This window comes from Synechococcus sp. Minos11, from assembly GCF_014279855.1.
Lineage (GTDB): Bacteria > Cyanobacteriota > Cyanobacteriia > PCC-6307 > Cyanobiaceae > RCC307.
Genome location: NZ_CP047953.1, coordinates 2,269,568 through 2,284,343 on the forward strand (window position 1 = coordinate 2,269,568; position 14,776 = coordinate 2,284,343).

12 protein-coding genes and 1 pseudogene are annotated in these 14,776 nt (G+C 61.9%); 7 read left to right on the forward strand and 6 right to left on the reverse strand.

The features are described 5' to 3' along the window. Positions 1-9: 9 nt before the first annotated feature. Entirely contained in the window at positions 10-207 is a 198-nt protein-coding gene (locus tag SynMINOS11_RS12715; protein ID WP_186548953.1) for a hypothetical protein, read from the reverse strand. 45 nt (positions 208-252) lie between these two features. Between SynMINOS11_RS12715 and SynMINOS11_RS12720 the strand changes: the two genes are divergently transcribed. The 3 genes from SynMINOS11_RS12720 to SynMINOS11_RS12730 are packed head-to-tail and all read left to right on the forward strand — an operon-like array spanning position 253 to position 1,949. Continuing rightward, a complete protein-coding gene (locus SynMINOS11_RS12720) occupies positions 253-513 on the forward strand; it encodes a DUF3134 domain-containing protein (RefSeq protein WP_011936936.1) in 261 nt (86 codons plus the stop codon). A gap of 54 nt (positions 514-567) precedes the next feature. Then, positions 568-1,653 (forward strand): phospho-N-acetylmuramoyl-pentapeptide-transferase, encoded by a 1,086-nt coding sequence (gene mraY, locus SynMINOS11_RS12725; RefSeq protein WP_186548955.1) that lies wholly within the window; start codon positions 568-570, stop codon positions 1,651-1,653. A 38-nt stretch (positions 1,654-1,691) separates the two neighbouring features. Then, positions 1,692-1,949 carry a hypothetical protein gene (locus tag SynMINOS11_RS12730; RefSeq protein ID WP_186548957.1) on the forward strand — a complete coding sequence of 86 codons (258 nt, stop codon included), beginning with the start codon at positions 1,692-1,694 and terminating at the stop codon, positions 1,947-1,949. Here SynMINOS11_RS12730 and SynMINOS11_RS12735 read toward each other — a convergent pair. Next, positions 1,946-2,098, reverse strand: coding sequence for a cytochrome B6 (locus SynMINOS11_RS12735; protein WP_186548959.1), 153 nt, complete (start codon positions 2,096-2,098; stop codon positions 1,946-1,948). The genes SynMINOS11_RS12730 and SynMINOS11_RS12735 overlap by 4 nt on opposite strands. A gap of 61 nt (positions 2,099-2,159) precedes the next feature. Here SynMINOS11_RS12735 and purT point away from each other — a divergent pair, with 61 nt between their 5' ends. Further along, positions 2,160-3,341, forward strand: a complete 1,182-nt coding sequence (purT, locus tag SynMINOS11_RS12740) for a formate-dependent phosphoribosylglycinamide formyltransferase (RefSeq protein WP_186548961.1) — start codon at positions 2,160-2,162, stop codon at positions 3,339-3,341. Between the two features lie 45 nt (positions 3,342-3,386). On the opposite strand, the pseudogene SynMINOS11_RS12745 reads toward purT, so the two are convergent. The 4 genes and pseudogenes from SynMINOS11_RS12745 to recN all read right to left on the reverse strand — a co-directional run. Continuing rightward, positions 3,387-4,700: pseudogene (locus tag SynMINOS11_RS12745) on the reverse strand (glycosyltransferase); the annotation flags it as partial. Between the two features lie 138 nt (positions 4,701-4,838). After that, a complete protein-coding gene (locus tag SynMINOS11_RS12750; RefSeq protein WP_186548963.1) occupies positions 4,839-6,266 on the reverse strand; it encodes an alpha/beta hydrolase family protein in 1,428 nt (475 codons plus the stop codon). Continuing rightward, positions 6,263-9,214, reverse strand: a complete 2,952-nt coding sequence (uvrA, locus tag SynMINOS11_RS12755; RefSeq protein WP_011936943.1) for an excinuclease ABC subunit UvrA — start codon at positions 9,212-9,214, stop codon at positions 6,263-6,265. Before uvrA ends, SynMINOS11_RS12750 begins: the two co-directional genes overlap by 4 nt. A 43-nt stretch (positions 9,215-9,257) precedes the next feature. Further along, positions 9,258-10,940: a DNA repair protein RecN gene (recN, locus tag SynMINOS11_RS12760; protein WP_186548965.1), complete on the reverse strand. Its 1,683-nt coding sequence runs from the start codon at positions 10,938-10,940 to the stop codon at positions 9,258-9,260. Positions 10,941-11,028: 88 nt separating this feature from the next. Between recN and SynMINOS11_RS12765 the strand changes: the two genes are divergently transcribed. The 3 genes from SynMINOS11_RS12765 to thrC are packed head-to-tail and all read left to right on the forward strand — an operon-like array spanning position 11,029 to position 14,601. After that, positions 11,029-12,921, forward strand: a complete 1,893-nt coding sequence (locus SynMINOS11_RS12765) for an ABC1 kinase family protein (protein ID WP_186548966.1) — start codon at positions 11,029-11,031, stop codon at positions 12,919-12,921. Between the two features lie 31 nt (positions 12,922-12,952). Next, a complete protein-coding gene (locus SynMINOS11_RS12770) occupies positions 12,953-13,453 on the forward strand; it encodes an alpha/beta hydrolase (RefSeq protein WP_186548968.1) in 501 nt (166 codons plus the stop codon). Positions 13,454-13,497: 44 nt separating this feature from the next. Further along, positions 13,498-14,601, forward strand: coding sequence for a threonine synthase (gene thrC, locus SynMINOS11_RS12775; protein ID WP_050815566.1), 1,104 nt, complete (start codon positions 13,498-13,500; stop codon positions 14,599-14,601). The last annotated feature ends 175 nt before the right edge of the window (positions 14,602-14,776 follow it).

Consider the following 14,776-nt stretch of genomic DNA (forward strand, 5'->3'; position numbering starts at 1 on the left):
GGTCGTCACTTAATCCACAGGATTGTCCGATGCCGAGCGCCAGGCAATCCAAACGCCCATCGCCAGCGGCGGCAGAAACACCAAACTCAGCAGCAATGGCAGCCCCGGAGAAGGCAGCTCGAGATGGGCACCACCCCAACGCAGCAGGGCTGCACCGGCCAGGGCACCGCCCCACGCCACTAGCAGTTGCATGGCTTTGGTGTTCATCGGTTAAGTTGATGGATTGTCAATCACGGGGCGAGACGTCAGCTGATGAGCACGATGAGCACCCTCGATAGTTTCAACCCTTCGCTCACCCGTTACGACCGCAACGACCCTGCACCGGTGCTGCCGCTGCGGGAAGAGCCCGATCTGCTCAGCTGGCTGGAAACCAGCGGTCGCCTGGTGGCCGATGAGGAGGACGCCGCCAATGACCAGGCCACTGTGGAAGAGGAGGAGCTCTCCGCGCTGATGGGCGACAAGGAGGACTACTCCAAGGACGACGAGAGCCAGGAAGAGAACTGGGAAGACTGATTTGGGCAGCCGCGGCGCGGCTGATCTAGGTTCCCGGCGCCCGGTTCCAACCCTTTGACAGCTCAGCAGGCCCAACGCTTTCCAGGTACTGGCTTGCAATGGAGCCTGGGCCTGATTGCCCTGATCCTGGCGGCCTGCTTGATCAGTGATGGCCTCAGTGGAGGACCGCAACTGAGCTTGCCCCTGCTGCTGGCTGGCGCCCTCAGCTGGCTGGTGTGCTGGATCGGCGTTCCGCGCCTGCGCGCCTTGAAAATGGGGCAGGTGATCCGCCAAGAGGGTCCCCAATCGCACCAGAGCAAGTCCGGCACGCCCACCATGGGCGGCCTGCTGCTGGTGCCGTGTGGCGTTGTGGTGGGCAGCCTGGTCAGCCCAGGCGACCCAAGGCTGCTGCCCATCGGACTGGTGACCCTGGCCTTCATGGTGATCGGAGGCATCGATGACTGGCGCAGCCTGACCAAACGCCACAACACCGGCCTGACGCCCAAAGGCAAGCTGCTGCTGCAGGCCCTGGCGGCGGGATTGTTTTTGCTGTGGGCCGGCCTGCATGGAGCGATCCCAACGGCCATTGCACTGCCCTGGGGCTGGCTGTTGCCCATCGGACTGCTGATCTGGCCCCTGGGCCTCTTTGTATTTCTGGCGGAAAGCAACGCCACCAACCTCACCGATGGCCTCGATGGCTTGGCTGCCGGTGTGGGCGCGATCGTGCTGGTGGGGCTCTCACTGCAGCTGATGCTGCGGGGCAATGGTGGTGATCCCGCCCTGGCTGGCTATGGCGCTGCCCTGGCTGGGGCCTGGCTGGGCTTTCTGCTCCACAACCGCCATCCCGCCCGCGTGTTCATGGGAGATACCGGATCGTTAGCCATGGGGGCCGCCCTCACGGCCATTGCCCTGTTGAGCAACAGCCTTTGGCCCCTGCTGCTGATGGGCGGCCTGCTGCTGGCCGAATCACTGTCGGTAATCCTGCAGGTGTGGGTGTTTAAAGCCACCAAAGGGGCGGACGGCCAGGGCAAACGCCTGCTGCGCATGGCGCCGTTGCACCACCACTTCGAATTGGGCGGCTGGAGTGAACGGCGCGTTGTGGTGAGCTTCTGGGGCATCAGCTTGCTGCTGGTCGCACTCGGGCTCGTCCTCGTTCCCTGAAAACGCGGGCAGAATTAAGACAACTGCCCCCTGCTGCCGTGCCCTACTTCACCTGGAAGGAACAAGGGCTCACAGCGGAATGCGCCAGCCTCGATGCCATGGCCTCCCGCTTTGAGGAAGCAGCGCAATTGATGCGGCGCATGGCCAGCGAGGGCTTCCGCGTTGAGCGCATTGAAGGCATGCAACGCATCACCCACGACGATGAAGCCCTGTTTGATGCCTATGGCTTCATCAGCGAAGAATCACCAGAACAACAACTTGACCTGGTCTTGGAGGACAGCAACCCAACGCCCTAACGGCGCACGTAGCCAACGATCCAAATCACCATGAACACCAGGCCCGAAAGGCCCAGGTAAAGCAGCACGCCGTTCTGTAACCCAGCCAGATTGAGATCAAACGGCATGGGGCCGGGATCACCGACAGTGGCGTAAGCAAAAAGCGGCATGGGGGCCTCGATCCGCACGACGGTCTAGCAGCCCCACACCCTTTCACCAGCCCATCGCTTCATGACCAGCACCCATCTGCCCGCCACCCTGCTGTTGCTTGGCAGCGGCGAACTCGGCAAAGAGGTGGCCATCGCCGCCCAGCGACTGGGCTGCCGCGTGGTGGCGGTCGACCGCTACGCCAACGCTCCGGCGATGCAGGTGGCCGACACCGCCGTGGTGATTCCGATGACCGACGCCGAAGCGCTCAAACAGGTGATCCGCGAACACCAACCCGCCCTGGTGATCCCTGAAATTGAGGCCCTCGCCGTTGATGCCCTAGCCGAACTCGAAGCCGAGGGCATCACCGTGATCCCCACCGCCAGGGCCACAGCGATCACGATGAACCGCGATCGCATCCGCGATCTGGCCGCCGGTGAGCTGGGCTTACGCACAGCCCGCTTTGGCTATGCGAGCTCGGCTGAAGAACTCAGCAGCGCCGCTGAGCCACTGGGCTGGCCGGTGGTGGTCAAGCCCGTGATGAGCTCCTCCGGCAAAGGGCAAAGCGTGGCCACCAACCCCGAGGAACTGCAACAGGCCTGGACCGCTGCCACCCAAGGCGCCCGCGGCAGCTCCAGCCTGGTGATCGTGGAGGAATTTCTGCGGTTTGAGCAGGAAATCACCCTGCTCACGGTGCGCCAAAAGGACGGCCCCACCCTGTTCTGCCCGCCCATTGGCCACATCCAGGAACGGGGCGACTACCAATGCAGCTGGCAGCCCGCCGAATTGCAGCAGAGTCAACTGCTGGAAGCCCAACGCATGGCCCGTCAGGTGACCGATGCCCTGGGCGGAGCCGGCATTTTTGGCGTGGAGTTCTTTATCGCCTCAGGCGAAGTGATCTTCTCGGAGTTGTCGCCACGGCCCCATGACACAGGCCTGGTGACCCTGCGCGGGCAAAACCTCAGCGAGTTCGAACTGCACCTGCGGGCCGTCCTGGGACTGCCCATCCCCAGCATCACCAGCACAGGAGCTGCCGCCAGCCGCGTGGTCTTAGCCGGCGCCGACCAACAGGGGGGACCCGTTCACTACCGAGGGGTCGCCGAGGCCCTGGCTGTGCCTGAAAGCGAACTACTGCTGTTTGGTAAGCCAGAAGCGCGGCCCATGCGGCGCATGGGCGTGGCGTTGGCCAGCGGGTCGAGCTTGGCGGAGGCGCGTGGGCGCGCTGACACGGCCGCGCAGGCCGTTGCTCTTGAGATTGGCGGTTGATTCCAACTGAGCAGCAGCACAAAGGGGCCGCGCCACCTGCAGGTAACGGCTGGCATGGGCTTCCCAGCTGTAAGCCTGCTGCACAGCCTCAAGGCCCTGCTGCCGCCACTGATCCCAGGAGGCATCAGCAGCCAAGGCTTTCTCCAAAGTGGTGCGCAACGCCTCGCGGCTGGAGACATCCACCAACAAACCGTTGCGGCATCGACCCAGGATGTCGATGGGACCCCCATCGTTGGTGGCCACCACCGGCAAACCACAGGCCGCGGCTTCGATCAGGGTCAAACCAAAGGGTTCGGTGAGCGCAGGGTTCACAAACACACCACGGCGAGCGGCTGCCCAGCGATAGATCGCTGGAACCTGCGAACGGCTGTGATGTTTGGGATAGGCGACCTGGCCGTAGAGATCCTGACGATCGATGGCTTCGAGCACGTGATGCCATTCCTCCCGTTGACTGCGTTCCAGCGAGTGGAAGCCTTCGCGGTTACCGAGCACCAGCAGCAGGTTGGCCTTCTCGCGCAGCAGCGGGCTGCTGCCAAAGGCATCAATCAAGGCGGGGATGTTCTTGCGCCGATCAGGCCGGCACACCGCCAAGAAGCAGGGGCGATCAGGCTCGCGCAAGAAGGGGCTGAAGAGCTCAGCAATCTCGCCATCTTCACCGCTGTGGCTGGCCTGGGGCTGGAAACTGGTGGTGTCGACCCCCGGTGGAATCACCTCGGCCATTTCGGGGTGGAAATGGCTGTAACGCTCGTACTGAACCCGGATTTCTTGCCGTGTGCTGGTGACCACCAAGCTGGCAGCCGCTAACGCTTCTTCCTCAGCACCAATCCGGCGCTCCATCGCGTAGCGCTGGTTGACCTGCTCCGGGTTCTGCCCGATCTCAAGCAGACGACGCTGCTTCTCACGGCCAAGGGAATGACCCGTAAACACCAGGGGAATGCCGAGGCGCTGTTGGATCTGAGCACCCACCCAACCGGCATCGGCGTAATGGGCATGGATCCAGTCAGGACGGCGCTGCTGGCGGGTGATGTGGAGCACCAAGGCATCCACCAACTGGTCCAGGTTGGGCCAGAGCAATTCCTTACGCAGGTAGCGGCGCGGTCCGAAGGGCAACCGCAAAACGCTGGCTTTGGAGGTCAATGATTCGCGGTGGACCGCATATTCCGGGCTAACGCGACGGTCCTCAATGCAGCGGGTGATCACTTCCAAGCGATCGACTTCGCTGTGCTGGCCGAGAGCCTTGGCTAATTCGAGTACATAATTGGTTTGTCCGCCAGTATCAGCATCACGCCCTAATTCAAGGTCATGACCACGAAACAAGCCGTGAAGATGTAGGTGAAGGATATACAAACCCATAGGCATTTTCCCCCTCTTTTTTTAACCATACACACATTTTTGATAATGACGGCAAATGTTCTGTTTGATTTCTGACAAAAACTGATTTCGTAACTAAACAGACGTGTTTCTTCCGTTTTTATTCAGAAATCAGCCAGTAAATACTCAGCGAAGCTGAAACAAAGCCAAGCCAGCAGGGTCTGCAACAGGGGCATCGGGGCCAATCGGCTCACCCTTCACCCAAGCCAACAGCAGAGCCCGCAGGGAGCCGCCATTGCCGCCCGAGGCTGAGGGCAGATTGAAGTGGGTGCCATCGCGGGCCACCACCAGTCGATGCGCCCCCTGGGAATAACGGGCAAACGGCTCGATTGCCTCTGGCTGGGCGGGCACCACCAGATCTCTGCTGCCGCTGACCAACAACACGGGAATCGCCAAATCGCTCAAACCACCGGCAAAGACCAATCCCTGGGGGGGACTCACCGCCACCACCCGAGCCAAGCGAGCATCGCGCAACGACTCAGGCTGAGCAGCGGGCAGCACCCCGCATTGCAACACCCAACTGGGGTTGCGGGACGGGTGATTGGCCTGCTGACAGGCCTGCCAAAGCGGATCCTCCACGCTGCGGGCGCCGGCCAATTGCAGCGTTGACGTGGCCCCCCAGGAATGGCCAATCAACACCACATCACGGGCAGGGGCCCCGGCAGCTCCAGGAATTTGGCCCGCCTCAAGGGCATCGAGCACGGCTTTGAGTTCAGCCGGTCGCCGCAAAAACTCCTCTGGCTTGGGGGGCTCGGAGCGGCCCGCCAACATCGAGGTTTGCTGCCGGGTGTCGCTGCCGCTGTGGCGCGGCAACACCACCACAGCCCCATGGGAGGCCAGATGCTCGGCCCATCCCAAAAAACTCAACGGGGCATCCCACAACCCATGGGAGATCAACACCGTTGGCAACTCAGGAGCGCCCACCGGACGAACCACGGTCAACTCCAGCCCATTGGCCAAGACAACAACCCGGCGCACAACCGCCCGAGGCCCCCTTGCGAGCTCAGCAGCCGGTGCCGCCGGCAAGGGGGTTTGAGCGAGGAGTTGCTGATCGAGGGCGGCGTTCTGGCTCGTCATCTTCCTGAGCGCCGGCAGCGCGCGGTCCAAGCGAATCGTGAGCTCGTCTCCCGGCAAGACCCGCAGCAGCGTCAGCAAGGTGAGCGGCTCACCGCTTGCAGCGGCTTGGCGCAACCACGGCAATGACGCTCCGGCTTGCACCACTGGCAGCTGCCATTGGCGCTCCGATGGTTCAACCAGGGATTGGACCAGCATCTCCACTTGACGCGCCATCGGGTTGTCCAAACCCAGCTGCACCGGCAGCGGTAGGGGCGTGGTCAGCAGCGTTTGCAGGGACCGACCCAAACGGCCATCGGTGGCCCGATTCAATTCGGCCAGATCACTGCTGCCAGACCACAACGCTTCAGGGCTGCTCAGCTCCTGCAAGTTCACGCTCAGGCGCTGCAGTCCAAGAGGCCCCTGCAGATAGAGGGTTTCAACGGCAGCAGCGGGCGTCGCCGCAGCCAACAGAGACAACCCCAGGGCAAGCCGCTTCAAGCGGCCAAGGGCTGCGCTGGATGCTGCTCAAGCACCTGGCGCAAGTAACGGCCGGTGTGGCTGGTGGGATGGGCCGCAAGGTCTTCCGGTGTGCCAGCAGCCACGATTTGACCACCGCGATGGCCACCTTCAGGGCCCAAATCGATCAACCAATCGGCGCAACGGATCACATCGAGGTTGTGCTCGATGCAAATGATCGAATTGCCCTTGTCCACCAGGCGCTGCATCACATCCATCAACTTGTGGACGTCGTAGAAGCTCAGACCCGTGGTGGGCTCATCAATCAGATACAACGTCTTGCCGGTGGCTCGCTTGGACAGCTCGGTGGCCAACTTGACGCGCTGCGCTTCACCACCAGAGAGGGTTGGAGCTGGTTGACCCAACTTCACGTAGCCCAGACCCACATCCACCAAGGTGCGCAGGCGATCAGCGGCTTGAGGGATTGCCGAGAACACCTCAGCAGCCTGCTCCACCGTCATTTGCAACACATCGGCAATGGTGTGACCGCGGTATTTGACCTGCAACGTCTCTCGGTTGTAGCGAGCACCCTTGCAAACGTCGCACTGCACGTAGACGTCGGGCAGAAAGTTCATCTCAATGACGTTGACGCCCTGACCACTGCAGGCTTCGCAACGGCCACCTTTGACGTTGAAGCTGAACTGACCGACTTGATATCCGCGGGCCTTGGCCTCCACCGTGGCCGCAAACACCTGACGGATGGGATCAAAGGCACCGGTGTAGGTGGCTGGGTTGGAACGGGGGGTGCGGCCAATCGGGCTTTGGTCAATCACGATCACCTTGTCGATCGCGCTGATGCCTCGCAGTTCTTCCAAACCTGAGGGGAACGGCACCTTGTGGCCCAAGTTGTGCTCCAGAGCTGGATGCAACAACTCATTGACCAAGGTGCTCTTGCCGCTACCGCTGACCCCAGTCACCGCCACAAGCCGGCCCAAGGGGATCTCCACATTCAGATGCTGGAGGTTGTTGCGATGGCAATCCACCAAGGTGAGCTTGCGGCTGCCGGTGTTGCGGCGCTCCGCCGGAGTGGGAATCGAGCGGCGACCACTCAAGTAGGCCCCGGTGAGGGAGTCTTCAGCAGCCATCAGATCAGCCAGGCTGCCCTCACTGACGATGTGGCCGCCATGAACCCCGGCCCCAGGTCCGATATCGACAATGTGGTCAGCAGCCCGGATGGTGTCCTCGTCGTGTTCGACGACGATCAAGGTGTTGCCGAGGTCCCGCAGCTTGACGAGGGTTGAGAGCAACCGGTCGTTGTCGCGTTGATGCAAGCCAATGCTGGGTTCATCCAACACGTAGAGCACACCGGTGAGGCCCGCACCGATTTGCGTCGCCAAGCGAATCCGTTGAGCTTCACCGCCGGAGAGGGTCATCGCCGGTCGATCGAGGCTGAGGTAATCGAGGCCCACATCGATCAAGAAACGCAGGCGCAAACGGATCTCCCGCAACACCAGATCAGCGATCTGGATCTGGCGCGCTGACATCAGTGGCTCGCCATCGGAGCCGCCACCCATCAAGGCATCGATGCGCTCGAGACACTCGCCCACGCTGATGGCGGTCAGATCGGTGATGTTGTAGGGGCCAATGCGGACGGCCAAGGCTTCAGGCCGCAGGCGCTGGCCGGCGCAGGTGGCGCAGGGCACCAGCTCCTGATATTTCTCCAGCTTCTGGCGGGCCGATTCACCCCCGGCATCACGGACCTGGCGCTCAAGGATGGCCAGAACTCCTTCAAAACGGCGCTCATAGCCCTTGGTTTTGCGGTAGCGGCTATCGGCCTCGATCAAGATCGGCTCAACCGTGCCGAACAGCACGGCTTCTTGCTGCGTGCGGCTGAGCTCCTGCCAAGGGGTCTTGAGTTCAAAGCCGTAGGCCTGACCAACACTGAACAGCAGGGAGAAGTAGTAGCTGCTCTCTTTGTCGCTCCAGGGTGCAATCGCCGCGTAGACCGGCAGCGAAGGGTCAGGCACCACCCGCTCTTCGGTGAATTTGCGCAGGTAGCCGATGCCATGGCAATCGGGGCAGGCGCCATAGGGACTGTTGAAGGAAAACAGGCGTGGCGAAAGCTCCTCCATCACCGCACCGTGTTCGGGGCAAGCGAAGTTTTCGGAATACAGGCGCTCACGCTGCACACCCTCGGGAAGCTCTTCGCCGCTCTTGGGCACCACCTCCACCAAAGCCAAACCATCGCCCCGCTTGAGGGCCGTGCGCAGCGAATCGGTCAAACGCTCCTGGATCCCCTCACGGGCCACCAGGCGATCCACCACCACTTCAATGTTGTGGGAATGGTTTTTGTCGAGCTCGATGTTGTCGGAGAGCTCGCGCACCTCACCATTGATGCGCACCCGCGCAAATCCTTCGGCCACCAAGCCGCTGATCAACTTGGTGTGGGTGCCCTTCTTGCCCCGCACCAAGGGAGCCAACAGTTGATAACGGGTGCCCTCGGGCAAGAGCAGGATCTGGTCGACCATCTCATCGATCGACTGGGGGCTGATCGGCCGATCGCATTGGGGGCAGTGGGGCTCACCCGCACGGCCAAACAACAACCTCAGGTAGTCCTGGATCTCCGTGACCGTGCCAACGGTGGAGCGAGGGTTGTGGCTGGTGGATTTTTGATCGATCGAAATGGCCGGAGATAAGCCCTCGATGGCATCGACATCGGGCTTATCAACCTGACCAAGGAATTGGCGTGCATAGGTGGAGAGACTCTCCACATAGCGCCGTTGACCCTCGGCAAAAATCGTGTCGAACGCCAGGGAGCTCTTACCGCTGCCGCTAACGCCGGTGAACACCACCAGCTTGTTGCGGGGCAGCGCCAGATCAACGTCTTTGAGGTTGTGCTGCCGGGCGCCGCGCACCCGGATCACATCACTGATATTTCCGCCGTTCAACGCCTGAAGGGCCTTGCCGGACGCGGCTTTGGCTCGTGCCATCGGGCGGTTTCTGGGCTTGCCACTTTAACGGCGAGAAACCCTTTTATGCGGCTTGGCGCTGCAACAAGCTGGCGGCAAACTCGCGGGCCTCACCAGAGTCGCCACCGGCCAATTCCGCCAGTTCTCGCTGCCGCTCTTGGAGCGTGCTCAGGGGCTCAATCAACGAACGGGTGTTGCCCTGCTCCACCTGCTTGCGCACCAACAGATGCTGATCAGCCGCAGCCGCCACCACCGGCTGATGGGTGACACAAAACACCTGACGGTGTTGGGCCAAGCGCTGCAGCAACGCCGCCATCGCCGCGCTGACCTTGCCGCTGACGCCAGTATCGATCTCGTCAAACAGCAGGGTGATCTCCCCATCGGCCTCAGATAGACAGGTTTTCAAAGCCAGCAAAAAGCGGCTCATCTCACCGCCAGAGGCCACCTCTCGCAACGGAGCCAGAGGCTGACCCGGGTTAGCGGAAAACAAAAACTGCACGTTCTCCGCCCCATGCTCACTGGGCTGGGCCGGCACCAGCTCAACGGCAAAGCGCACATGGGGCAGGGCCATGGGCCGCAGCGCTTGCATCAAGTCGTGCTCCAGGCGTTCCGCTGCTTTCCGGCGTTGATCGGTGAGCTTCTGGCAAGCGGTATCACGCTGCTGACGGCACAGCACCTCTTCCTGCTCAAGCGCCACCAAAGCCGCTGCAGCCCCACCGGCCTGCAAGGTGTCGCGCAGCTGATCGCGGCGCTCAATCAAGGCCTCAAGATCAGCACCAAAGCGCCGCTCCAGGGCCTTCAGCGCAGCAATGCGCTCCTGCAAGGCCGCTAAATGCTCAGGGTCAGCCTCTAAAGCAGCGGCGTAACGGTCCAAGTCGCGGCCGAGGTCCTCCAGAGCGCTTTGGGCATCAATCCAGCTCTGACGAATCGGCTGCAACGCCGGATCCAGCGCAGCCATGGCACTGAGCTCCTGATCGCAGGCGCCGAGATGCTCCAGCACTGACGGCGCCCCTTCAGCCCCTTCGATCAAACGCCCCTGCACCTCCTGACAACCCTGCTGCAAGCGCACCCCATGGCACAGCCGGTCTTGCTCTTGCTCCAGCAGCAGCCGCTCCTGTGGATTGTCGAGTTGGGCCGCTTCGAGGGCTTGCAGTTGCTCCTCTTGATTGGCGCGATCTTGCAACACGGCTTCCTGTTGGGCCCTGGCCTGCTCCAACGCTGCGGCCGCCTGGGTCCACAGCTGCTGGCATTGGCGCACCGGCTGCAACACAGCCGAGAGTTCGCTGCCACCAAAACGATCCAACCAACGCCGCTGTTGCCCGGCGCGGGCGAGTTGTTGGGTCTGGCCTTGACCGGTGAGATCCAACAGCAACGGCCGCAACTCGGCTAAGGCTGCGCGGTTGAGGCTGACGCCATTGAGACGACTGCGGCTGCTGAAGCGGCCATCCAACAGCCGTAGCTCGCGGCTGAGCAGCAGCTCCTCCTCGTCGTCCAAATCAAGCTCTTGGGCTTGGCACCACTGCCGCAAGGGCTTGGTCCAACCAAAACTGGCTTCGATCGATCCCCTAACGCAGCCATCACGCAACAAGCGTTGCGGCTGACCGCCACCGGTCACCGCATCGAGGGAATCCAAAAGGATGGATTTACCGGCACCGGTTTCACCAGTGAGCACCGTGAAACCCGGACCGAACACCAGCTCTTGGCTGTCGATCAGGGCGATATTGCTGATGTGAAGCCCGGTGAGCACGGCGTCCCCAAGCCAGCCGGCGCAGCGTAACGGCTCCAATATCAATTAAAAGGGGGTTCCCAGCCGGGTTCCCCACCGAAACGCCGCCATGACCGCGACCAGCGATTTTCTCGAAGCGGCCGGTCTGAACAGCTACGACCCGGCAGAGATCACCAGGATTTATGCAGGCCACCCCCTGCGGCTGTTGAAACGGCTGCGGGAAACCCTGATTCCCATCGGGCTGTTGCTTCTGGGGGTTCTGTTTGATCGCCTCAGCGGACGCCTCAAAGACCCGAATATTTCAAGAGATCGCGCCAGGGAAGCGGCCAACCTGCTGGCTGATCTCGGTCCTGCGTTCATCAAGGCCGGCCAAGCCCTCTCCACCCGGCCCGACATCGTTCCGCCAGTGCTGCTGGAAGAGCTCTCACGGCTGCAGGATCAACTGCCGGCATTCCCCAGCGACCAGGCCCGAGCCTGCATCACCGAAGACCTTGGCGCTCCAGTGGATGAGCTCTATGGAGAGTTGGATGCCGAACCGATTTCGGCCGCTTCCCTTGGCCAGGTGTATCGGGGCACCTTGAAAGACGGCCGCAGTGTGGCCGTGAAAGTCCAGCGCCCCGGTTTGCGGGAACAAATCACGCTGGACCTCTACATCGTGCGCAACATCGCAGCGTGGCTGAACTCCAACATCGGCCTCATCCGCAGCGACCTTGTGGCCCTAATCGACGAACTGGGCCGGCGGGTATTTGAAGAAATGGACTACTTCAACGAAGCCTCCAATGCCGAGCGCTTCGCTGAGCTCCACGCCCACAATCCGCGCATCGCTGTTCCAGCAATCCACCGAGAGCTCACCAGTCGTCGGGTGTTGACCATGGAATGGATCGAGGGGGTGAAGCTCACCCGGCTCGAAGCGGTCAAGGCCATGGGGATTGACCCCGATGAACTCGTCGATGTCGGCGTGAACTGCAGCCTGCAGCAATTGCTCGAACACGGCTTTTTCCACGCCGATCCCCACCCGGGCAACCTGCTGGCCCTGGCTGATGGGCGCTTGGCCTATCTGGATTTCGGGATGATGAGCGAAGTCACCCGCGAATCGAGAACCGGCTTGATCCAGGCGGTGGTGCACCTGGTCAATCGCAACTTTGATGCCCTCTCCAAAGACTTCGTCACCCTTGGATTCCTGGCGGAAGAGGTGAACCTCGAACCGATCGTGCCGGCCTTTGAGCAAGTGTTCGGGCAGGCACTCCAGGCTGGGGTGAGCCGAATGGATTTCAAGGCGGTCACCGATGACCTCTCCGGAGTGATGTATCGCTTCCCGTTCCGAGTGCCGCCTTATTACGCGTTGATCATTCGCTCGCTGGTGACACTCGAGGGAATTGCCCTCAGCGTCGACCGCGATTTCAAAATCCTGGGCGCTGCCTATCCCTATTTCGCTCGCCGCCTGCTGGAAGATTCCGATCCCGATCTGCGTCGCTCACTGCGGGACATGTTGTTTGACGGTGAGGATTTCCGCTGGAACCGGCTGGAAGATCTGGTCATGAATGCAGCCCGCCAGCAACAGCTGGACATCGAAGGGCTGTTGGATCAAACCCTGGATTTTCTGTTCTCCCCACTCGGCGGAGTGCTGAGACAACAATTGGTTACTGCCGCTGTGGATCAACTCGATGCAGCTGGCTGGAACCTGGTGCAAAACCTCGGCAAGCGCCTGCCCTTGCGGTTGCGGCCACCGGGCCTGAAGACTCCACCGATGCGGCGCACCAATGCAGCCCTACTGAACCTCGAACCCATTCGAGAGCTGGTGCGAATCCTGCAGCAACTCCCCGGCTTTGAACCGCGCCTGATCACCAGCCGTCTGCCGCGGCTGTTAGCAGAACCTGACCTGCGCGGCATGGGCCTGGATCTGGCCCGCGGCCTGGCAGAGAGGGGGATGGTGCGTCTGGTCCGCGACCTGTTGGTGGAACCCGACATTCGTCAGGAGGCTCAAATTCCTCAAGCGGCCTAAATTCCAGGCGTTGCCACAGCCCCCGGGTTTCATGCTGGATTTGCCACCGGTGCTGGCGACAGAAAATGTGGTCTTCGTCACCGGTGCCTACCGCCGCACCCTGACGGTCAGCTCACTCGACAAGTTCGTTGAAACAGGGGTCCCAAAAGGACTCCTCGCCGACCTACTGCGCTTCACCGGCTCACAGCCCAAGCCGATTCAGGGTCTGTTGAAAACGGAAATTCCTCTACCGGTGACACTCACCAGCCGGCTTCTGAACACCCGCATTGGTGAGGCGATCCTCGAGCGAGCCTCGGCAATTGTGTATCCGCTTCGCGCCCCCGATGCCGGCGTGGTGGCCATGCGTTCAGCCCTGGTGCTGGGGGTTTACGACAACGGCGGCAAGCTCACTCCCATCAGCTTTTTGAAGGCCTACCCCGCCGACGAGATGGCCGTCAACATCCCGCAATTGCTCGCCATCATCCAAAAAGCTGCCTCGATTAGCGATCTAGTTCGCTTCTTCTCCGATGCCCCTCTCGATGGGTTGCGCTGAGGTTGGCGCCCTAGCGCGGGTAAATTGACCTTTTGGCCGCAGCTGTGCCCTTGCTCCGTTCCGTTCGTGGCCTGTTTAAGCGGCCCACCACACAGAACTGGCAGGGCCTGATTCCCGCCTACCGCCGATGGCTTCCAGTCAGTGATGCCACCCCGGTGATCAGCCTGTGTGAAGGCGCCACCCCACTGGTTCCAGCTCCAGCCATCTCCGAACGGCTCGGCCGCGGCATCCGCGTGTTCCTCAAGGTGGATGGTCACAACCCCACCGGCAGCTTCAAAGACCGCGGCATGACCATGGCGGTCAGCAAAGCCAAAGAAGCTGGGGCTGAAGCGGTGATCTGCGCCAGCACTGGCAACACCTCAGCTGCAGCTGCCGCCTATGCCCGTCGCGGCGGAATGCGGGCCTTTGTGCTGATCCCCGATGGCTATGTGGCCCAAGGGAAACTGGCGCAGGCCCTGCTCTACGGCGCAGAAGTGCTGGCTGTGCGCGGCAACTTTGACCGGGCCTTGAGCATCGTGCGCGAGATGGCCGATCAATACCCGGTCACCCTGGTCAATTCCCTCAACCCATTCCGCCTAGAAGGCCAGAAAACGGCGGCCTTTGAAGTGGTGGATGAATTGGGTGATGCCCCCGACTGGCTCTGCATCCCCATGGGCAATGCGGGCAACATCAGCGCCTACTGGATGGGCTTCAAGGAATACCGAAACGCCGGCATGAGCCGCAAATTGCCGCGAATGATGGGCTTCCAAGCGGCCGGCTCTGCCCCTCTGGTGAACGACACCACGGTGGAACAACCCGACACGATTGCCACCGCCATCCGCATCGGCAATCCCGCCAACCGCGAAAAAGCCCTGAAGGTGCGCCAAGAGAGCAATGGCGGCTTTGCTGCCGTCACCGACGCCGCCATCCTCGACGCCTACCGCCTGCTGGGCCGGGAAGAAGGGGTCTTCTGTGAGCCCGCATCTGCCGCCTCGGTGGCAGGTCTGCTGCAACGGGCCGATGAAGTACCCAGCGGCGCCACGGTCGTGTGCGTGCTCACCGGCAATGGCCTCAAGGACCCCACCAGCGCCATCGACCACAGCGAGGCCACCTTCTACGGCGATCTCACGCCCGATGTGGCCACCGTGGCCAAGACGATGGGGTTCTAATTCAGGCAATCCAACCGAAAAACTGTCTGCTGAAAGGCGGTTCACCAGCTGTGTAAAACCCGGGGAAAAAGTGAGCCCCCCAGAGCGGCCGCTTCTCCACAGCCTGGGGATCAAGGGGAAAAGCGAGGCTTTTTCCCAATCAGCTAACGATCAATCCCCAGCCGTGGCACCCGGT

Excerpts from the sequence above, each read along its gene's own strand:
- SynMINOS11_RS12770 (WP_186548968.1), top strand. The coding sequence starts at position 12,953 with ATGCTGGATTTGCCACCGGTGCTGGCGACAGAAAATGTGGTCTTCGTC.
- SynMINOS11_RS12735 (WP_186548959.1), bottom strand. The coding sequence starts at position 2,098 with ATGCCGCTTTTTGCTTACGCCACTGTCGGTGATCCCGGCCCCATGCCG.
- SynMINOS11_RS12765 (WP_186548966.1), top strand. The coding sequence starts at position 11,029 with ATGACCGCGACCAGCGATTTTCTCGAAGCGGCCGGTCTGAACAGCTAC.
- uvrA (WP_011936943.1), bottom strand. The coding sequence starts at position 9,214 with ATGGCACGAGCCAAAGCCGCGTCCGGCAAGGCCCTTCAGGCGTTGAAC.
- purT (WP_186548961.1), top strand. The coding sequence starts at position 2,160 with ATGACCAGCACCCATCTGCCCGCCACCCTGCTGTTGCTTGGCAGCGGC.
- SynMINOS11_RS12715 (WP_186548953.1), bottom strand. The coding sequence starts at position 207 with ATGAACACCAAAGCCATGCAACTGCTAGTGGCGTGGGGCGGTGCCCTG.
- SynMINOS11_RS12720 (WP_011936936.1), top strand. The coding sequence starts at position 253 with ATGAGCACGATGAGCACCCTCGATAGTTTCAACCCTTCGCTCACCCGT.